General features: G+C 57.8%; 18 protein-coding genes. 8 read left to right on the top strand and 10 right to left on the bottom strand.

What is annotated here, in order from left to right:
* Positions 1 to 40 precede the first annotated feature (40 nt).
* Positions 41 to 2,053, bottom strand: coding sequence for an excinuclease ABC subunit UvrC (uvrC, locus tag NHF56_RS09735; RefSeq protein WP_252803812.1), 2,013 nt, complete (start codon positions 2,051 to 2,053; stop codon positions 41 to 43).
* Positions 2,050 to 2,820, bottom strand: a complete 771-nt coding sequence (locus NHF56_RS09730) for an SDR family oxidoreductase (protein ID WP_252803810.1) — start codon at positions 2,818 to 2,820, stop codon at positions 2,050 to 2,052. Before NHF56_RS09730 ends, uvrC begins: the two co-directional genes overlap by 4 nt.
* Before the next feature lie 309 nt (positions 2,821 to 3,129).
* Between NHF56_RS09730 and NHF56_RS09725 the strand changes: the two genes are divergently transcribed.
* A complete protein-coding gene (locus NHF56_RS09725; RefSeq protein ID WP_252803808.1) occupies positions 3,130 to 3,768 on the top strand; it encodes an outer membrane protein in 639 nt (212 codons plus the stop codon).
* 89 nt (positions 3,769 to 3,857) lie between these two features.
* Here NHF56_RS09725 and NHF56_RS09720 read toward each other — a convergent pair whose 3' ends face one another.
* Genes NHF56_RS09720 through NHF56_RS09710 form a run of 3 tightly spaced genes read right to left on the bottom strand, consistent with a single transcriptional unit; the run spans position 3,858 to position 5,516 of the window.
* On the bottom strand, positions 3,858 to 4,457 hold the full coding sequence (locus NHF56_RS09720) for a glutathione S-transferase family protein (protein ID WP_252803806.1): 600 nt from the start codon (positions 4,455 to 4,457) through the stop codon (positions 3,858 to 3,860).
* A gap of 10 nt (positions 4,458 to 4,467) precedes the next feature.
* Positions 4,468 to 5,112 carry a ribonuclease gene (locus NHF56_RS09715; RefSeq protein ID WP_252803804.1) on the bottom strand — a complete coding sequence of 215 codons (645 nt, stop codon included), beginning with the start codon at positions 5,110 to 5,112 and terminating at the stop codon, positions 4,468 to 4,470.
* A complete protein-coding gene (locus NHF56_RS09710) occupies positions 5,112 to 5,516 on the bottom strand; it encodes a hypothetical protein (protein ID WP_252803802.1) in 405 nt (134 codons plus the stop codon). The genes NHF56_RS09715 and NHF56_RS09710 overlap by 1 nt, the downstream gene beginning before the upstream one ends.
* Positions 5,517 to 5,603: 87 nt before the next feature.
* Here NHF56_RS09710 and NHF56_RS09705 point away from each other — a divergent pair, with 87 nt between their 5' ends.
* Positions 5,604 to 6,413, top strand: a complete 810-nt coding sequence (locus tag NHF56_RS09705; RefSeq protein ID WP_252803800.1) for a hypothetical protein — start codon at positions 5,604 to 5,606, stop codon at positions 6,411 to 6,413.
* Between the two features lie 5 nt (positions 6,414 to 6,418).
* On the opposite strand, the gene NHF56_RS09700 is transcribed toward NHF56_RS09705, so the two are convergent.
* Positions 6,419 to 7,255, bottom strand: a complete 837-nt coding sequence (locus NHF56_RS09700; RefSeq protein WP_252803798.1) for an FkbM family methyltransferase — start codon at positions 7,253 to 7,255, stop codon at positions 6,419 to 6,421.
* A gap of 131 nt (positions 7,256 to 7,386) precedes the next feature.
* Entirely contained in the window at positions 7,387 to 8,235 is an 849-nt protein-coding gene (locus NHF56_RS09695; RefSeq protein WP_252803795.1) for a 23S rRNA (adenine(2030)-N(6))-methyltransferase RlmJ, read from the bottom strand.
* A 20-nt stretch (positions 8,236 to 8,255) separates the two neighbouring features.
* On the opposite strand from NHF56_RS09695, the gene NHF56_RS09690 reads away from it, so the two are divergent.
* On the top strand, positions 8,256 to 10,430 hold the full coding sequence (locus tag NHF56_RS09690; protein ID WP_252803793.1) for a molybdopterin oxidoreductase family protein: 2,175 nt from the start codon (positions 8,256 to 8,258) through the stop codon (positions 10,428 to 10,430).
* The gene (locus NHF56_RS09685; protein WP_252803791.1) at positions 10,427 to 11,017 is read left to right on the top strand and encodes an NUDIX domain-containing protein; all 591 of its coding nucleotides are present in this window, start codon (positions 10,427 to 10,429) and stop codon (positions 11,015 to 11,017) included. Before NHF56_RS09690 ends, NHF56_RS09685 begins: the two co-directional genes overlap by 4 nt.
* Here NHF56_RS09685 and NHF56_RS09680 read toward each other — a convergent pair.
* The 3 genes from NHF56_RS09680 to purM all read right to left on the bottom strand — a co-directional run bounded on the left by NHF56_RS09680 (position 11,014) and on the right by purM (position 13,751).
* Positions 11,014 to 11,982 carry an omptin family outer membrane protease gene (locus NHF56_RS09680; RefSeq protein ID WP_252803788.1) on the bottom strand — a complete coding sequence of 323 codons (969 nt, stop codon included), beginning with the start codon at positions 11,980 to 11,982 and terminating at the stop codon, positions 11,014 to 11,016. The two genes, NHF56_RS09685 and NHF56_RS09680, sit on opposite strands and share 4 nt — an antisense overlap.
* A gap of 72 nt (positions 11,983 to 12,054) precedes the next feature.
* Positions 12,055 to 12,681 carry a phosphoribosylglycinamide formyltransferase gene (gene purN / locus NHF56_RS09675; protein ID WP_252803786.1) on the bottom strand — a complete coding sequence of 209 codons (627 nt, stop codon included), beginning with the start codon at positions 12,679 to 12,681 and terminating at the stop codon, positions 12,055 to 12,057.
* On the bottom strand, positions 12,678 to 13,751 hold the full coding sequence (gene purM, locus NHF56_RS09670; protein WP_252803784.1) for a phosphoribosylformylglycinamidine cyclo-ligase: 1,074 nt from the start codon (positions 13,749 to 13,751) through the stop codon (positions 12,678 to 12,680). The genes purN and purM overlap by 4 nt, the downstream gene beginning before the upstream one ends.
* A gap of 231 nt (positions 13,752 to 13,982) precedes the next feature.
* Between purM and NHF56_RS09665 the strand changes: the two genes are divergently transcribed.
* From NHF56_RS09665 to NHF56_RS09650, 4 genes are all read left to right on the top strand, one after another.
* The gene (locus tag NHF56_RS09665; RefSeq protein WP_252803782.1) at positions 13,983 to 14,540 is read left to right on the top strand and encodes a CDP-alcohol phosphatidyltransferase family protein; all 558 of its coding nucleotides are present in this window, start codon (positions 13,983 to 13,985) and stop codon (positions 14,538 to 14,540) included.
* Positions 14,537 to 15,664 carry an AI-2E family transporter gene (locus NHF56_RS09660; protein WP_252803780.1) on the top strand — a complete coding sequence of 376 codons (1,128 nt, stop codon included), beginning with the start codon at positions 14,537 to 14,539 and terminating at the stop codon, positions 15,662 to 15,664. Before NHF56_RS09665 ends, NHF56_RS09660 begins: the two co-directional genes overlap by 4 nt.
* Positions 15,661 to 16,365: a DnaA regulatory inactivator HdaA gene (hdaA, locus tag NHF56_RS09655; RefSeq protein WP_252803778.1), complete on the top strand. Its 705-nt coding sequence runs from the start codon at positions 15,661 to 15,663 to the stop codon at positions 16,363 to 16,365. Before NHF56_RS09660 ends, hdaA begins: the two co-directional genes overlap by 4 nt.
* An 84-nt stretch (positions 16,366 to 16,449) precedes the next feature.
* Positions 16,450 to 18,657: an RNA degradosome polyphosphate kinase gene (locus tag NHF56_RS09650; RefSeq protein ID WP_256995392.1), complete on the top strand. Its 2,208-nt coding sequence runs from the start codon at positions 16,450 to 16,452 to the stop codon at positions 18,655 to 18,657.
* Positions 18,658 to 18,679 lie beyond the last annotated feature (22 nt).

Raw genomic sequence — 18,679 nt, 5'->3', positions numbered from 1 at the left:
CAACGGTATGCGCCAGAAATTGGTGGAAAATCTTTCCCTTTCAAGCGCTGCTCTCGTGAAAATGATCATAGATCAGCTTTGCAACCGATTCCGAAATTCCATCGACCGTGAGGAGATCGTTGATCCCGGCGCGGGAGACGGCCTTCGCAGTTCCGAAATGCTGCAGCAGGGCGCGCTTGCGCGACGGGCCGATGCCGGCGATCTCGTCGAGCGGGTTTTTCACCATCTCCTTTTTGCGCCGGGCGCGGTGGGAACCGATGGCAAAGCGGTGCGCTTCATCGCGCAGGCGCTGGATGAAATAAAGCACCGGATCACGCGGAGGCAGCGAGAAGTCGGATTTGGCCGGCGCGAAGAAACGTTCTCGGCCAGCATCGCGGTCAACGCCCTTTGCGACGCCGATGGCAATCACGCAATCCTCGACATCAAGTTCTTTGAGAATGTCACGCACGGCGCTCATCTGTCCTTTGCCGCCGTCGATGAGGATGACGTCCGGCCATTGGGGAAATGCCGCATCCGCCTCCACTTCGGCGGGCGCGGTGCGGTCCGGCTTGCCAACTTCCTTCAAAAGACGCGAGAAGCGGCGCGTCATGACTTCGCGCATCATGCCGAAGTCGTCGCCCGGCGTGATCTCTTCGGATTTGATGTTGAACTTGCGGTACTGGTTTTTCACGAACCCTTCCGGCCCCGCCACAATCATGCCGCCCACCGCGTTGGTCCCCATGATGTGGGAGTTGTCGTATACCTCGATACGGGTCGGCACGTAGGGCAGGTCGAAGGTTTCGGCAAACCCTTTCAAGAGACGGGCCTGCGAGGAGGTCTCGGCCAGTTTGCGGCCATGGGCTTCGCGGGCGTTGGAAAGAACGTGATCCACCACCTCGCGTTTCTCGCCCCGCTGCGGCACGTTGATGTGGACGCGATGGCCCGCCTTTTCCGATAACGCTTCCCCGAGAAGAACGATCTCTTCAACCTTCTCGGAAAGCAGGATTTGCCGCGGCACCGGCTTGTCGTCGTAAAATTGCGCGAGGAACGCATTGAGCACTTCCGCGGCAGTCAGCGACGAATCGGCCTTGGGGAAATAGGCGCGGTTGCCCCAGTTCTGTCCGGTGCGGAAGAAAAACACCTGAATGCAGGTCAGCCCGCCTTCGTGATGAATGGCGAAGACATCGGCCTCTTCGATACTGGCGAGATTGATGCCCTGATGGCCCTGAACGTGCGCAAGTGCCGAAAGACGGTCGCGCAAGACGGCCGCGCGCTCGAAGTCGAGATCTTCGGCGGCTTCGCCCATGGCGCGCGAAATCGTCGCCTGCACCGATTTGCTTTTTCCGGAGAGAAAGTCTTTTGCCTCCTCGACCAGGCCGTCATAATCCTCGATCGATATTTCCCCCGTGCAGGGGCCCGAACAGCGCTTGATCTGATAAAGCAGACAGGGCCGGGTGCGGCTTTCGTAAACGCTGTCGGTGCAGGTGCGCAAAAGAAAGGCGCGCTGCAGCGAATTGATGGTGCGGCCAACGGCAGAGGCCGAGGCAAAGGGGCCGAAATAGTCGCCCTTGCGGCTGCGCGCGCCGCGATGTTTGAAAATCGCCGGCGCTTCATGGTCGCGCGTCAGAACGATATAGGGAAACGACTTGTCGTCGCGAAGCAGAACGTTAAAGCGCGGACGCAACCGCTTGATCAGATTCGCTTCCAGCAGCAGCGCTTCCGTTTCCGTGCGCGTCGTCACGAATTCCATATTCGCCGTCAGCCGCACCATCTGCGCGATGCGGTTGGAATGGACGCGCCCCTGCGCATAATTGCTCACGCGCTTTTTCAAGGATCGTGCCTTGCCGACATAAAGAACGTCTCCCGCCTCGTTGAACATGCGGTAGACGCCGGGCGAATTGGGGAGCTGCTTGACGAATTCGCCGATCAGGTCGGCACCGCGCAACCCTTCCGGCAGGGGTGCGTTCTCCGCCCAATCGATGGCGAGCGGGACTGCCGGACCAACGTCCTCGACATCCTCGTCCTCTGTATTCTCATCATAGAGAATGCCGCCATCTTTGTCCTGTCCGCTCACTCACTGCTCTCCAATATATCGGGTGTGTCCCACGCCAGATGCTGTCCGCCGTCGAGCGCGATCATCTGCCCTGTTATGGAAGGGGTGTTATATAGATAGGCAATCGTGCGCCACATTTCATCCAGTGCGGGCCCGTGTCCCAATGGAACAGCCGATGCCTGCTTATTAAATTCATCGGGATCCTGTCTGGGGCTGGGTATGGTGGGGCCGGGTCCGATGGCGTTGACGCGAATGCGCGGTGCCAGCGCCTGCGCCAGCGTGCGCGTGGCCGTCCACAGAGCAGATTTCGACAGGACATAGGAATAAAAGCGCGGATCGAGCTTCAAGACGCGCTGATCGATCATGTTGACGACGAGACCCTTTGCGCCTTCCGGCAGCTGTTTTGAAAAAGCGCCGATAATGCGGGACGGTGCCTCCACATGCAGCGCAAAATGAAGGTCCCATGTGTCCTTGTCGAGCGCGTGGACGCTGTCATCGACAAAGGCGGACGCATTATTGACCACGAGATCGAGGGGCCCGAGCGCATCAGCTGCCTTGTTGACAAGCCCGTCTGCCGCATCGGGATCGGTCAGGTCAGCGGTGACCACCGCCGCTCTGCCGCCGGCGGCGACAATCTCATCGACCGTTTCCTGTGCCTCATCGGCAGAGGTGTGGGCATGCACGGCGACGGCAAAACCTTCGCTGGCCAGCCCCAGCGCAATGGATTTTCCGATTCGCTTGGCGCCGGCGGTCACGAGTGCAGTTTTCAAGTCTGGCGTTTGGGTCATCGTCGGTGAATCACTTTCCTGAAAGTCAATAGCATATGTTGCCTCTACGCGGCTGCTTTCGGGCCGGATGACCCCCTAATTCGTTTTATGGTTAAGAAATAGCCTGTTACCCTGAAAACACATCTCAATTTTGCCGCTTTTTCGGCAAGGTAATTTCACATTTTCGCTCTTGTGAATCCCCATTTCGCTTCCAATCTCTTCCCCAGTCGGGCGGCAGAACCGTCCGCAATTCGGATGGTGACACTGTCTGGAACAATGAACCGGGTTGCGCGTTTTGAGTGGAGCCGGTTTGACACAAAGGAGAATTACATGCGTATTTTGACCGCATCGCTGACAACTGCTGCCATTCTTTCCATGTCGGTGGCCGCAGCTCAGGCTGCTGACGCCATTGACACTGTGCCCCAGGCACCTGAGGCAGTTGACACCTATATCCCCGCAACCAGTGACTGGAGCGGCGCTTACGTCGGTTTGAACACCGGCTATAGCTGGGGACACTTCACCAACGGTGGTGGTCGTGACCGTGGCTTCAACTTCGGTGGTTATGGCGGCTACAACATGCAGTCCGATAACCTCGTCTACGGTATCGAAGGTGATCTCGGCTATTCCGACATTTCCGCAAACTCGGGCGGTGTGAACACCAAAGCCGGCCTGAACGGCTCGTTGCGCGCCCGTGTTGGTGTTGATGCCAGCCCGTTCCTGATCTACGGCACCGGTGGTGTGGCTGCAGCCAGCCTGAAGGCTTCGAATGCTGCTGGCTCTGACACCAAGGGTGCGATCGGTTGGACCGCTGGTGTTGGTACGGAAGCCAAGATCACCGACAACATTACGGCGCGTCTTGAGTACCGTTACACCGATTACGGCTCACGCAACTTCAACCTCGGCGGCACAACCGTTTCCCGCGGTTACGACGAGAATGCCGTTAAAGTCGGTATCGGCGTAAAGTTCTAAGCTTTACGCAGCAAGTAAATTGCTCAGCACAACTTGCCGGGTGAAAGCCCGGCATTTTTTGTGTCTTCTTGCAGTGTGTCGGGTTCAGACTATTGCGGTGCCAGTGTCGCGAGTTCTGGATAGGCCTTGGTGAATTCCCCCACAAACGTATTGATCCACGGCCAGCGCTCTTCCCATTGGCCCGCAAAGCGCAAGGCCAGATAGCCCGCCATGGCAAAAAGCGAAAGATGCCCGCCATTCAAGCCGCTTTCCAGGCTGGGCGGATGGGCCTGCAGGTGGTCGAGCCCGCGGGCGACCTTGGTCCACTGCATGTCGATCCACGGCTGGTGAATCTTTTCAGGCGGGTGAAAGCGTTTTTCATAAATCTGGGCAATCAGGCAGTCCGTGATACCGTCCGACAGCGCTTCAAGCACCTCGGCGTCGGTACGCGCTGCGGGATCCTCGGGATAGAGCTTGCCGCCGCTTTCCCGGTTGAGAAACTGCATGATCGCGCGGCTGTCGAAGATCGCCTTTCCATCAACCGTCAGCAGCGTTGGAATTTTGCCGAGCGGATTGTTGGATACCAGCAGTTCGGGCGAATCGCCCGTATTGACCACCACAGAAACCGATTGCGCATCGAACCCGCAATACTGCGCTGCCAGACGCACCTTTGCTGAATAGGGAGAGGCGGGGGAGTAAAGTATCTTCATGTTCGAACCTTCAAGGTGGCGGTGGAATATTGATTGAATTCAGTGGGCAGCTCTGCCTGTCGACCTCCGGGCAGGTGCGGAACGTCAAATCCTTGCTGAAGCAGATGCGCACCTCTTCGATTTGCTTTGCTGAGCAGGTCACGGCGATGGCGTCTTTCGCCAATCCCGGATTGGCGGCGCTGAACGCAGTTTCAATCGCCTCCGGGCTGGCTGACTTGCCCGAAGCGAGGTTTGCAAGGGCAGGCGGCACGCGAATTTTCCCATAGGCCTCGCGCAGCTTGGCAAAATAGGCGCTTTGATCGAGCCCGGAACAGGTGCCGTGCTTGCGCCACTCATGGCCGATCAGTCCCATCGACGGAATGATGTCGAGATACTGTTGTCCAAGCGTCTCGGGCACGCGGTCGGGCAGCCGTGTCGCGCAAAATTGCGGGTAGCCTTTTTCGAATTGCGGCCAGAGCCCATGCACGATGAAACGATAGTCGAGCCGCGGGTCGCACTGCCGGTTGAATTTGCGATTGGGCTCCGCCGAACACCAGCTGGGCGACCAGGAGAGCGACAGCACGTAAAAATCGAAGACGCCTGCGCGGTCGGCAGCGACTGCCGAGGCGGGTGCCAGAAGCAGCGCCGCAATCAATATCCGGATGAACTGAACCATTAACGCAGCGAGCGGCAGTTGCGGCCGTAATAATACCAGGGGTCGAGCCCTTCCACGCAATAGGATGTGCTGGACCCGAGGCCCGCAAAGCCCCAATTGCGCTCAATCAGATACCAGATATGACGCTTGCGTCCATCGGAAAAGCGCGCCGTCGCATGACAATACTGGCGCTCCACGCTGTGGGTGTAATCACGCCCCTCAAAGCGGTTCAGATGGACCCCATAAATATCCTCAATGGCGATGTCGCGTTGCAGATACCGGTGAGCGCGAAGGTCAAAATCCCGATCAATGTAGGATAACACCCCGGCGCTGGAGCAATCGCCATCGTTGGCGAGCGCAGTGCCGGCCTGAAACGCGGTTGCGGCGGCAAGAACAAAGAGCAGGGAACGGATTGTCTTGAGCATGGCGGAGCCTCCTGATGCGAGAATGCGTTTTTTGACCTTCAAAAACAAGTATGCCTCTATTATTCGTGGGGGCAGGGAGATTTATTCGTGATGAGGCTTCTCGCATTCGTCTTTTCCGCAGCGCTTGTGCTGTTTTCAAACGCCGTCCTGGCCGTCGAGCGTTTGCCCGACACCGAGATTACCCAATATCAGGGCACTGCCGCATGGCTGATCGATCCCGTGGGGCGTTACAAGCATGGCATCCTGGGCGATGCGGTGGAGGCCGGTGGCTTTCAGGTTCAGTTTCACGGCAAGCTTCACGAATACAGGCTCGGAAACGACGCTGTTTTTGAAGATCGCCGTGTGCGCCTTGCTGACCTCACAGGTGACGGCACGCCGGAAGCCATTGTGGTGAAGTCCTATCTCGACAAGGGTGCCGCAATCGCTGTCTACAAGCTCACGGAAAAAGGCATCGAACCGTTGGCCGAGAGCGAACCAATTGGGATGGCGAACCGTTGGCTCAATCCGCTGGGCGTGATTGCCAATCCCGGCGAAACACCGGTGATCGCCGCCGTTGTTATGCCCCACATTTCCGGATCGTTGCGCACCTACAAGCTTTCGGGAAAGGCACTGAAACAGGTCGATATGCTGGACGGCTATACCAACCACATCATTCACACCGCCGACCTCGACCTCGGGCGCATCGCCGACACCGATGGCGATGGGCGCGAGGACATCGTTCTGCCCGACATTGCCTTGAAACGGCTCGCCGTCATCAATGTTGCTGACGGCAAGCTCAAGCTGAAAATCAAGCTGCCCGCCGGCGGCACGATCCTGGGACTCGACCGGATCAACCGGGGTGTTGCCCGCCTGCGCCTGGCAGACGGACGCCGGGTGGCGATCAAGCTACGCCTCTGAACCCTTCAAAAATTGTGAATGTCGCGTTCAGAGGCGCGGAGCCGCTCGAAGAAGACGTGGCAACGCGTGTGCGGAAGGCTGCGGCGCGTCAGCGGGATAAAGTCTCCGGTCTCTACATCAAGAACCAGCGCCCGGAACATGCCGTCGGGGAAAAAGCGGAAAATATCGGAGTTCTTGTGCCCGTAGGTGGCCAGGCTTTCATCGCCGTGCAGCTCTACCAGCCAGTGGCAATGCTGCACGGCCAGTGTTTTCAGCGCGCCGATCAAAGCCTCGATCTCGTGCCCTTCAATATCCATGAAGACGAGTGAGGGATCGCCAAAAGCGGCGCTCAGATCGTCGATCGTGATGATATCGATCTCGGGCTTCGAGCCGCTGACAAAGCGTGTGCGTCCCACCAGCCCGCCATCGATCGACACGTTGAAGGTGCCGGATGAGACGATGGCGCGCAGCGGTATGACATTGCGCAAGCCGTTGATGGCCAGGTTCTTCTTGGCGATGTCGTGATTGTGCCCGTTCGGCTCCACCGATATGACGTCGCCTGCATCACCCGTCATATGGGCAAGGACCATCGAGGTGACGCTTTGATGAGAACCGAGATCGAATATGGTGCGCCCGGTCAGGTCAAACTGCTTGAGGAACTCGATCTCAGGCGCATGGTGCGGCCCATCGCCATACCATTCGGCAGCAACCGGATCGGCGATCACGATCTTTAACGGATACCCGGCAACACGCTTCTGACTGACATAGTCGGGAAATGTATCCGCAGCGCGCTTATGTTTTGCGCGGCGGAACGTGTCGTATATCGCCTCCGGCATCAATGACCGGACTGTGCCCTTAAACATGCCGCTTTCCTGATATAGTGAATATTATTTTGCAATATATACGGAACGCGTGCCGTTTTGGAAAGGTTTTTTCGATTTGGTTAAGTCAATTGGTTAATGTGCAAAAGTATATAATATAGAATTTTATTAAATTACTCGGCGTTTATCCAAAATGATCGAGATGACGCAAATCTGTCCTGCTTTAGTACATCTTTGACGGCAGGCAATATTATTTGAAGCTCTTTTTCGAGTGTGTAGGGCGGGTTGACGATTATGAGGCCTGAGCCGTTCAAGCCGGTTGTGTCGCGGTCGCTCTTTACGGTCAGTTCGCACGCAAGCATTTTGGGAATGCCTGTCTCTTTCAGCGCCGCATAAAAATCGGCAATGGGCGCGCCTTTTTTCATGGGAAACCAGAGACAATAGACGCCACCGGCAAAGCGGCGATAGGCCTTTTGCAGATTGCGCACCATGCGGTCGTATTCCCCTTCCTTTTCAAAAGGTGGGTCAACGAGGATGAGGCCGCGCTTTTCCTTGGGAGGCAGATGTGCGCCCATGGCAAGCCATCCGTCCAGCTCTGTTACGCGAACCTGGAAATCGCCATCAAAGACATTGTGAAGCTCGCGGGCATCTTCCGGATGCAGCTCCATGGCAGAGAGCCGGTCCTGTGGACGAAGCAGCATGCGAGTGAGTTTTGGTGAGCCTGGATAAAGCGTTACGCCATTTTCCGGATTCAGTTTGCGAACCGCATCAAGATACGGTGCCAAGAGAGCCGCTGCGTCTGCGGGCAGGTCAGCTTCAAGCAGCCTGCCGATCCCCTCGCGCCATTCGCCGGTCTTTTGCGCTTCATCCAGCGTTAAATCGTAAAGCCCTATGCCTGCATGCGTATCGAGAACGCGAAACGCCTTGTCCTTCTGCTGAAGGTAAACGATCAGACGGGCCAGGACGGCGTGTTTGAGAACGTCTGCGAAATTGCCAGCGTGATAGATGTGCCGGTAATTCATTCCAGATTCCAATCGGTATTATGAACAGTTTTGATGCATCGCAATTTACCTTTGCGAGTCTTGGTGCATCCGCTTATACCTTTTGCATGAACATAGCGACACCCCATCTCGGCCAGGCCCGCAAGGCGCATTCGGCCTGTCCCCACGACTGTCCCTCCACCTGTGCGTTGGAGGTGGAAATCGACGCCGAAGGCCGCATGGGCCGCGTGCATGGCGCCAAGGGCAACAATTACACAGATGGCGTCATCTGCGCCAAGGTGGCCCGCTATGCCGAGCGGCTCTATCATCCGGATCGTCTTTTGAAGCCGCTCAAGCGCGGCGGCGCAAAAGGTGCGGCAAGCTGGATGGATATCGGCTGGGATGACGCGCTGGATGAAATTGCCGAGGCTTTCACAAAGGCCGAGGCGGCGCATGGCAGTGAGGCCGTCTGGCCCTATTTCTACGCTGGTACCATGGGTCTTGTTCAGCGCGATTCCATTGACCGCCTGCGCCATGCAAAAGGCTATTCCGGCTTTTTTGGTACGATCTGCGTCAATCCCGCCTGGACCGGCTTTGCCATGGGAACAGGCGCGCTGCGTGGAGTCGATCCCCGCGAGATGGCGAAATCCGATTGCATCGTGATCTGGGGAACCAATGCGGTGGCCACACAGGTCAACGTGATGACCCACGCGATGAAGGCCCGCAAGCAGAACGGTGCGAAGATCGTGGTCATTGATGTCTACGAAACGCCGACAATGAAGCAGGCGGACATGAAACTGCGGCTTCGCCCCGGCACGGACGCGGCGCTGGCTTGCGCTGCCATGCACATTGCCTTCCGGGATGGATATGCCGACCGCGCCTATCTTGAAAAATATACCGACGACCCAGCCGGGCTCGAAGTGCACCTGAAAAGCCGCACCCCGGAATGGGCCGCCGAAATCACCGGCCTCGGCGTTGATGAAATCGAAACCTTCGCAAGGCTCGTCGGGCAAACGCAGAAGACCTACTTCAGGCTGGGTTACGGCTTTACCCGCTCGCGCACCGGCACGCTGTCCATGCATGCAGCTCTTTGCCTGCCAACGGTTCTGGGCGTGTGGCAGCATGAGGGCGGCGGCGCATTTCACTCCAACGCCGATATTTTCGGCATGGATACAGGCCTCATCAAGGGTGCATCCTATCGTGATGACGGCGTTCGCGTGCTCGACCAGTCGCAGGTCGGCCGTGTTCTGACCGGAGACGCCGAAGCCCTGCGGCACGGGCCTCCGGTAACGGCGATGCTGATCCAGAACACCAATCCGGTGAATATTGCGCCGGAGCAGCGGCTGGTGAAGAAGGGCTTCCAGCGGGAAGATCTTTTCGTCGCCGTCCACGAGCAGTTCATGACCGAGACGGCAGAGCTTGCCGATATCGTGCTGCCGGCCACCATGTTTGTGGAGCATGACGATATCTATCGCGGCGGAGGGCAGAGCCACATTCTGCTTGGTCCCAAAATCATTGAGCCGCCGGAGAGCGTGCGCACCAATCTCTTTGTGATTGAAGAGCTGGCCAAGCGCCTCGGTGTCGCCGACAAGGCAGGTTTCGGCATGAGCGAGCGCGAGCTGATCGCGTCTGTGCTGCGTCCGGGCGAACTGGAGCAACTCGACCGCGAACACTGGATCGACCGGCAGGTTCCTTTTGAAGAGGCGCATTACCTGAACGGCTTTGCCCATGCTGACGGCAAGTTCCGCTTTTCACCGGACTGGACCGGATTTCGGGCCGGAACGCGCCCGCCGGAGAGTGTCGGCGTTCTCGGACCTGCCCGCGATTTGCCAGCCTTTCCCGATTTCGTTCCGCTTGTCGAGGCCGCTGATGAGGAGCATCCCTTTCGCCTCGCGACATCGCCTGCGCGCAATTTCCTGAACTCGACCTTTGCGGAAACCAAAACCTCCCGCGAAAAGGAAGGCCGGCCGGAAGTGATGATCAGCGCCCACGATGCGCAAAAGCTGGGCGTTGATACGGGCGATATCGTGCAGATCGGCAATCAGCGCGGCGAGTTGCGGTTGCACGCGCGCGTGACCGACGAGGCGAGAACCGGCGTTTTGATCGCCGAAGGTCTCTGGCCCAACAAGGCGCATCTGGACGGCGAAGGCATCAATGTGCTCACAGGTGCAGATTGTGTCGCCCCCTATGGCGGCGCCGCACTTCACGACAATCGGGTATGGCTGAAAAAGGCATGAGTTTTTTCAAGAAGGCGAAGGTGGAAACCGTCAGCAGTGAACTGGCTTATTCGGGCTGGAACAAACTGTACCGGCTGGAAATCGACTATACCAGTTCCCGCGGCGAGACGTTCCGCCTGCCGCGCGAGGTGATGGATCACGGCTCCGCCGTTGCCATTCTGCTCTATGATGCCGAGCGTGATATCGTGGTTCTGGTGCGCCAGTTTCGCATCGCGACGCAGCATGCCGGTTTGCCCCCGTTCGTCCTGGAGATTCCTGCGGGGCTTCTGGATGGCGACGCACCCGAAGAGGCCATCCGCCGCGAAACGCTGGAAGAGACCGGTTATGCAGTCGGTGATCTCCGGTTCCTTTTCCAGACGATCGCATCACCCGGCGCGCTGACGGAGACCATTCACATCTATGCGGCCCGTGTGAGCCTTGCTGCCAGGGTGCATGACGGCGGCGGGCTGGAGGAGGAGCACGAGGATATCGAAATCGTGGAAATGCGCCTCGATGACGCCTACGCAGCCATCGCCTCTGGCGAAATCATCGACGCCAAAACCATCATGGCCCTGCAATGGGCCATGCTGCACAGGGATAAGCTTTAAAACTGACCTTTCAGGCCAAATGATACGCCGATTGACTGATAATCGCCGCCAGCAGCACCTGCGTAGGTTTGCGACGAACCGGTGGATGTGTTCGTCTGAGTGATATCGCCATAGGCGCGGAATATCTTTTCAAAACCGGCAGAAGCGAAAGCTGAAATCCTGTTGCTGAACCGGTACGCGGCGGATGCTTCGACTTCCAGCACCGGAGCAATGCGATACTTGTCTTCGAAGCGAAGATTACGCAGCCAGTGATTGTCGATATCACCGGCACCGACGGTGAAACCACCTCTTAGCTTGCTGGAAAACGTCCAGTCGCCATAGACGCTCTCCCCATTCAACCCCGCGAAAACCACCGGCAGCCGTTGCTCGAATGTGATTCCCCGTGTTGTGCTGGCAATTGTGCCGGATGTATTTCGAAACCCGCCGGAACTGTAAAGATAGCTGCCGCCCCAGGTCGTCCATTTCACGTTGGTATATTTAAATCCGCCGGTGAGATCGACGCTGCCGGAAGCGTTGCCGGCCAGCTCGCGACCGACCTCAACGCCCGCCTCGAAGAAGCGGTCGAGACGCGTGTCGGGGTGAATAGATTGATGGCTCCAGTCGTCATTGCCCGTTCCTGTGGCGTAGGGGCTGATCCAGTCATAATCTTCCATATGCCCGTTGCCGCCAAAGCCCACGCCACCGTTTGCGCGAAACACCCAGCCACTGTCGAGATCGACCTTCAACTCGGCAGAGAGCACGCGCATGTATTTGCTTGTCCAGATCAACTGGCTCAGCCGCTGTCCGCCGGAATAGACAAGTTCATTGGCTGTTATGTTTTTGAAACCGAAACCGCCGCGCAGGGCAACTGACCCGTCGAGCGAGCGGAAAACGGGCTCGCTTGCGTGGACTGCGGCGCTTTGCAGAAGCCAAACACTAACCGCAGCACCGGCCACCTTCAACAATTGGGCTTTGGCGAAAGTCATTCGATTCCCTCTTTCCAATGGCTTCAACCTCGGGTTTATTTACGGCAAACAGGGTAAATGAAGCGTAAAGAGTCAACCCAGCGATAGCAGGCTTTGGTCGGAATCTGTACCTCCGGGCAGGGTCCCTTGTGCGAACTGCCTCAGCACCTGTCTATAGATGCGGTGTTCCTGGCTCAAAACCCGGCCTGCCAGGTCATCAGCGGTGTCGCTGGCGAGAACCGGCACCACGGCCTGGGCCAGTATCGGGCCTTCGTCCATCCCTTCGGTCACAAGATGCACCGTGCAGCCGGCAATCTTCACGCCCGCGTCGATGGCGCGCTGGTGGGTGTGCAGGCCCGGAAAGAGTGGCAGCAGGGACGGGTGGATGTTCAAGATGCGGCCCTCATAGGCCCGCACGAATTCGCCGCTCAACAGGCGCATATAGCCGGCAAGACAGATGATGTCCGGCGCAATCTCGGCGAGCTTGGCCAGAATGGCAGCCTCATGCTCGCCCTTGCTCGCAAAGTTCTTGCGTTCGAAAGCATGGGTTGCAATGCCAAGCGCTGCGGCTTTGACTAGACCACCTGCGTCTGCCTTGTCTGAAATGACGGCGACGATTTCCGCGGGAAAGTCTGCCGCTTGCGCTGCCTCAGCGAGCGCGACCATATTGGAGCCGCTGCCGGAGATGAAGACAACGACGCGCTTCTTCGCCGCGCTCATAGGCCAAGCGTACCTTTGTAAACGGTGCCCTGCGCGCCATCTTGGCGGGCGACCATGCGACCAAGCGTGAAGACGCTCTCGCCTTCCGCCTCCAGAGATGCCTTCGCTTTCTCGGCATCGGCTTCAGCCACCACGGCGATCATGCCGACGCCGCAGTTGAAGGTGCGCAGCATCTCCTTGGGCTCAACGCCGCCGGTCTTGGCCAGCCATGAGAAAACGGGCGGAACGGCAATCGCGCCGAGATCGATTTCAGCGGCCAGTGTCTTCGGCAGCACGCGCGGGATATTTTCAGGAAAACCACCGCCGGTGATATGCGCGAGAGCCTTGATTGCGCCGGTCTCGCGGATCGCCTTCAAAACCTGCCGTACATAAATGCGTGTCGGGGTGAGAAGCGCTTCGCCCAGTCCCTTGCCCTCGGCAAAGGGGGCGGGGGCATCCCAGCCAAGGCCCGAAATCTCCACGATTTTGCGCACCAGCGAAAACCCGTTGGAATGAACGCCAGATGAGGCAAGGCCAAGGATCACATCGCCTTCGGCAATAGCGACGGACGGCAAAAGCTGACCGCGCTCGGCAGCGCCGACGGCAAAGCCGGCAAGATCATAGTCGCCTGCAGAATACATGCCGGGCATTTCAGCGGTTTCGCCGCCAATCAGCGCACAGCCCGCATCCACGCAGCCAGCTGCGATGCCCTTGACGATGGCAGCACCCTGGTCAGGGTCGAGCTTGCCGGTCGCAAAATAGTCGAGGAAGAACAAGGGCTCTGCACCTTGAACCACGAGATCGTTGACGCACATGGCGACAAGGTCGATCCCGACCGTATCGTGGTAGTTCGCATCGATCGCGATCTTCAGCTTGGTGCCCACGCCGTCATTGGCCGCAACCAGGATCGGGTCCTTGAAGCCTGCAGCCTTGAGATCAAACAGGCCGCCGAAACCGCCGATTTCACCGTCTGCGCCCGAGCGCATGGTGGAGCGCACGGCGGGCTTGATCTTCTCGACCATCAGGTTCCCGGCATCGATATCGACCCCGGCATCGCTATAGGTCAGACCGTTGCGTCCTTCGCCGCTCATGCGCAATTCTCCCGGCTGGAATTTAACTGGCCAGCGTTTGGCATGACGACACCGCATATGCAAGCGTGAATCAAGGCTTTACCCCGGCATTTCAACGGCTGAGGCGGCTTGGAAACGCCTTCGGGCGACGAAGGGGCAAAAGCGTTCGCATTCTTCCGCAAACGCGCGGGCCACTTGGCGCATGGCAAGGCAATCATTACATGATTGACAAAATAAAGAGCATCTCTGGCTATGAACCTACCCAATCTCATTACCGTTGTCCGCTTTCTTCTCGTGCCTGCAGTCGTCTATGCGCTGCTGCATGATGAATTCGGCTGGGCCTTTGCGATGTTCCTGATCGCCGGTATATCCGACGGTATCGATGGCATTATAGCCCGGCGTTTCAATCAGCAAACGGCGCTTGGCGCGTGGCTTGATCCGCTGGCTGACAAGCTTTTGATGGTCTCCGTCTTTGTCAGCCTTGCCGCGCTCGGTATTTTGCCGGACTGGTTTGTCTTTCTCGCTGTCTCGCGCGATGTCCTGATCGTCGGCGCAGTGGCAATATCGTCCCTCATGATGACGCCGATCGCGGTGAAGCCCTTGATCGTTTCCAAGGCCAACACAGTGGCGCAGATCACGCTTGCCTCCCTCTTCCTGGCGAGCGAGTCCATGCCGGGGTTACTGTCGCCCCTGTTGCTGACTGTCGCCGTCTGGCTGACCGCAGTCTTGACCATCGCTTCGGGGGCGTCCTATCTGGGTGTCTGGTTGGCGCATATGTCTGATGCGCAAGACGAGGATGAAAATCGATGACCACGCATATTTCGCCAAGTGCTTTGCGGAAACAGCTGTTGTTCTGGGCTGCTTTCCTCATTTTCGTGGTTATTTTCCTGACGGTGTTCAGCTCCATCCTTCTGCCCTTTGTGGCGGGCATGGCGCTTGCCTATTTTCTTGATCCGGTCGCCGACTGGTTTGAAACCAAGGGTTTTAGCCGCTTGGCTGCGACACTGACCATCCTTGTCATGTTCATTATCGTATTTGTCCTGTCGATGATGATCATCATTCCGCTTCTCATCTCGCAGGCATCTGCGTTTCTCGACGAGTTGCCCGGCTATCTTTCGACCCTGCAAACCATGATCACGGATACCGCAAGCTCGGTTCACCTGCCCAATTGGCTGGCGGATCAGATGGGCTCCATCAAGGAGAATTTTGCCGGTCTTTTGGGGGAGGGCACCAAATTTATCGGTGCCTTCGCGAGCAAGCTCTGGAACTCTGGCAAAGCGCTGGTCGATGTCATTTCCCTGCTCGTGGTCACGCCCGTTGTCGCCTTCTATCTGCTGCTGGACTGGGACCGGATGGTGGCCCGCATGGACCAGCTGATCCCGCGCGACAATGTGGAAAACGTGCGCCAGATTTCCAAGGAACTGAATGCCACCATTGCCGGTTTCGTGCGCGGGCAGGGAACGCTCTGCCTTATCCTCGGCGTCTATTACGGTGCAGCACTATCTCTCGCCGGGCTCAATTTCGGCCTGCTGATCGGACTTTTCTCAGGCCTGATCAGTTTCATACCCTATGTGGGTTCCACGGTCGGCCTGATTCTGTCTGTTGGCGTGGCACTGGTTCAATTCTGGCCGGAATATTGGTGGGTTCTGTTGATTGCCGGCATTTTTGCCTCCGGCCAGTTTATCGAAGGCAATATCCTGCAGCCGAAGCTGGTGGGAGAAAGCGTCGGGCTTCATCCGGTCTGGCTGATGTTTGCTCTCTTTGCCTTCGGCCTTCTTTTCGGTTTTGTCGGCTTGTTGGTGGCCGTGCCGGCTGCCGCATCGGTGGGTGTCCTCGTGCGTCATGCCACCCAGCGCTATCTTGACAGCGACCTCTATCACGGCAATAGCCGCCCGCTGAAAGACACATCGGAAAAAGCAGACCGCCCGCAATGACGGCAGACCGGAAAGACCTGAAATCTGGAAGCGAACAGTTACCGCTGGCTTTTGGCCATGAGGCGCGCGCATCACGTGACGATCTGCTCGTGGGGCGGCCGCTGGAAGCTGCCGTTTCGATGATTGACCGCTGGCCGGATTGGCCTTCGCCGGTGGTGGTCCTTGCCGGCCCTCCGGGCTCGGGAAAATCGCATCTTGCCAATATCTGGCGTGAGGAGACCGGCGCACAGGTGATCGCACCCACTTCAGGTGGTGCCGCCTCTGAAACGGCTGCACATCACCCTGTGCTTTTTGAAGATGCAGACCGTATCGCGTTCGACGACAACGCGCTTTTCCACACAATCAACGCCGTGCGCCAGAACGGCACCACGCTTTTGATGACGGCGCGTTCCTGGCCGTCGCTGTGGCCTGTTGAACTGCCGGACCTGAAATCACGGCTGAAGGCGGCCACGATGGTGGAGATTGGTGAACCGGACGACGCGCTTCTCGCTCAGGTTCTGGTAAAGCTTTTTGCCGACCGCCAGCTTTTTGCCGATGACAGGCTTGTCTCTTATATCGCTACGCGCATGGAACGCTCTATGGCCGCTGCCGCGCAGATCGTGGACCGCCTCGACCGCCTTGCTCTGGCGCGTGCAACGAAGATCAATCGCAATCTGGCCGCAGAAGTGCTTGCAGAAATCGAAGCCGGTTCTTCGTCTTGACTGTCACATATCCATCGTCATTCTGCTATAACGGGTTAAGCCAAACGGGCAACTTTGCCCGATTCTGCGTTTGAGGTGGGTTGAATGGAATTTTCTGCGGATCAGGTCGAGCATAAACACGCAAATGATGATACTGCTGTTGAACCGGATTGGTTTGACCGTCCGGAGCGTTTCATCAACCGCGAGTTTTCCTGGCTTCAGTTCAATCGCCGCGTTCTCGAAGAAACATTAAATACCGCCCACCCGCTTCTGGAGCGCGTGCGCTTTCTGTCGATTTCGGCCACCAACCTCGATGAGTTTTTCATGGTGCGCGTTGCCGGCCTTGAGGGGCAGGTCCGCCAGAGCATCGTGATGAAAAGTCCGGACGGAAAAACACCGGTCGAGCAGCTGGATGAAATCCTGCACGAAATCGACAACCTGCAGATGGAGCAGCAGGCAGCACTTGCCGTTTTGCAGCAGAATCTGGCCGCTGAAGATGTCTTGATCGTTCGCCCCGGCGCGCTGAGCAACGAAGACCAGATCTGGCTGGAAAATGAGTTCCAGCAGCGTATTTTCCCGGTCCTCACGCCGATGTCCATTGATCCGGCTCACCCGTTCCCCTTCATCCCGAATCTCGGGTTTTCCATTGCACTGCAGCTGGTGAACAAGAGCGGCCGCGAGGCCATGATGGCGCTCCTGCGCCTGCCTGTCGCGCTTGACCGTTTCATCCGTTTGCCGGATCTTGGCAATGCCATCCGTTACATTACGCTGGAAGATGTGGTGAATATGTTCATCGACAAACTCTTCCCCGGTTATGAGGTGGAGGGGTCAGGCACATTCCGCATCATCCGCGACAGCGATATCGAGGTCGAGGAAGAAGCCGAGGATCTCGTGCGCTTTTTCGAAACGGCGCTGAAACGTCGTCGCCGCGGTTCGGTGATCCGTATCGAGACCGATTCGGAGATGCCTGAATCGCTGCGCAAATTCGTGGTTCACGAGCTTGGCGTGCAGGATAACCGCGTCGCGGTTCTCCCAGGACTGCTGGCCTTGAACACGCTGTCTGAAATTGCCAAGACGCCGCGCGAAGATCTGCTCTTCCTGCCTTACACACCGCGCTTTCCCGAGCGGGTGAGGGAGCATGGCGGTGATTGCCTGGCAGCCATCCGCGAGAAGGACATGGTTGTTCACCATCCATATGAATCCTTCGACGTCGTCGTGCAGTTCCTGCTGCAGGCCGCACGTGATCCCGATGTCCTCGCCATCAAACAAACACTTTACCGCACATCCAACGACAGCCCCATCGTTCGGGCGCTGATCGACGCGGCAGAAGCGGGCAAATCGGTAACCGCACTGGTGGAGTTGAAGGCCCGCTTTGACGAAGAGGCGAATATCCGCTGGGCGCGCGATCTGGAGCGCGCCGGCGTGCAGGTGGTTTTCGGCTTCATCGAACTTAAGACCCATGCCAAGATGTCCATGGTCGTGCGCCGGGAAGACGGCATGTTGCGCACCTATTGCCACCTCGGCACCGGCAATTATCACCCGGTGACGGCCAAGATTTACACCGATTTGTCCTATTTTACCTGCAATCCGGTCATTGGCCGGGATATGGCCAATATCTTCAATTTCATCACCGGCTATGCCGAGCCGGAAAAGGGCATGAAGATTGCCATGTCGCCGACGACGCTGCGTCCGCGCATTCTGCAGCTCATTGAAGCCGAAATCGCCAACGCCAAGGCCGGTCGCAAGGCCGCGATCTGGATGAAAATGAACTCGCTCGTCGATCCCGAAATTATCGACGGGCTCTATCGCGCCAGCCAGGCCGGTGTGCCTGTGGACCTTGTCATTCGCGGCATCTGCTGCCTGCGCCCGCAGGTGGAAGGTCTGTCGGAAAACATTCGCGTCAAATCCATCGTCGGACGTTTCCTGGAGCACAGCCGCATCTTCTGTTTTGGCAATGGCAACAGCCTGCCGAATGCCGATGCGCTCGTCTATATCGGTTCTGCCGACCTGATGCCCCGCAATCTCGACCGCCGGGTGGAAACGCTGGTGCCGCTCATCAACAAGACGGTGCATGAGCAGGTTCTGACCCAGATCATGCTTGGCAACCTGATTGACAATCAGCAATCCTACGAAATTCTCCCCGATGGCACGTCGCGCCGCCAGGAAGTTGAGAAAGACGAAGAGCCCTTCAACGCACAGCAATATTTCATGACCAACCCGAGCCTGTCGGGTCGGGGTGAAGCTCTGAAGTCTGGCGCACCAAAGCTGATTGCTGACCTGCTCTCGCGAGAGGGCAAAGAGGATCTTCGCTGATCTTCACGGTTGAAAAAGCAAC

The organism is Rhizobium sp. L1K21 (genome assembly GCF_024055895.1).
Classification (GTDB): domain Bacteria; phylum Pseudomonadota; class Alphaproteobacteria; order Rhizobiales; family Rhizobiaceae; genus Ensifer_A.
Note: the sequence above shows the minus strand (reverse complement) of the source record. Positions and strands in the feature narration are given on the sequence as shown.

Bases quoted from the DNA above. Each gene is read 5' to 3' on its own strand.
- NHF56_RS09730 (WP_252803810.1), bottom strand. From the start codon at position 2,820: ATGACCCAAACGCCAGACTTGAAAACTGCACTCGTGACCGCCGGCGCC.
- NHF56_RS09725 (WP_252803808.1), top strand. From the start codon at position 3,130: ATGCGTATTTTGACCGCATCGCTGACAACTGCTGCCATTCTTTCCATG.
- NHF56_RS09720 (WP_252803806.1), bottom strand. From the start codon at position 4,457: ATGAAGATACTTTACTCCCCCGCCTCTCCCTATTCAGCAAAGGTGCGT.
- NHF56_RS09715 (WP_252803804.1), bottom strand. From the start codon at position 5,112: ATGGTTCAGTTCATCCGGATATTGATTGCGGCGCTGCTTCTGGCACCC.
- NHF56_RS09710 (WP_252803802.1), bottom strand. From the start codon at position 5,516: ATGCTCAAGACAATCCGTTCCCTGCTCTTTGTTCTTGCCGCCGCAACC.
- NHF56_RS09700 (WP_252803798.1), bottom strand. From the start codon at position 7,255: ATGTTTAAGGGCACAGTCCGGTCATTGATGCCGGAGGCGATATACGAC.
- NHF56_RS09695 (WP_252803795.1), bottom strand. From the start codon at position 8,235: ATGAATTACCGGCACATCTATCACGCTGGCAATTTCGCAGACGTTCTC.
- NHF56_RS09690 (WP_252803793.1), top strand. From the start codon at position 8,256: ATGAACAGTTTTGATGCATCGCAATTTACCTTTGCGAGTCTTGGTGCA.
- NHF56_RS09685 (WP_252803791.1), top strand. From the start codon at position 10,427: ATGAGTTTTTTCAAGAAGGCGAAGGTGGAAACCGTCAGCAGTGAACTG.
- NHF56_RS09680 (WP_252803788.1), bottom strand. From the start codon at position 11,982: ATGACTTTCGCCAAAGCCCAATTGTTGAAGGTGGCCGGTGCTGCGGTT.
- purN (WP_252803786.1), bottom strand. From the start codon at position 12,681: ATGAGCGCGGCGAAGAAGCGCGTCGTTGTCTTCATCTCCGGCAGCGGC.
- purM (WP_252803784.1), bottom strand. From the start codon at position 13,751: ATGAGCGGCGAAGGACGCAACGGTCTGACCTATAGCGATGCCGGGGTC.
- NHF56_RS09665 (WP_252803782.1), top strand. From the start codon at position 13,983: ATGAACCTACCCAATCTCATTACCGTTGTCCGCTTTCTTCTCGTGCCT.
- NHF56_RS09660 (WP_252803780.1), top strand. From the start codon at position 14,537: ATGACCACGCATATTTCGCCAAGTGCTTTGCGGAAACAGCTGTTGTTC.
- hdaA (WP_252803778.1), top strand. From the start codon at position 15,661: ATGACGGCAGACCGGAAAGACCTGAAATCTGGAAGCGAACAGTTACCG.
- NHF56_RS09650 (WP_256995392.1), top strand. From the start codon at position 16,450: ATGGAATTTTCTGCGGATCAGGTCGAGCATAAACACGCAAATGATGAT.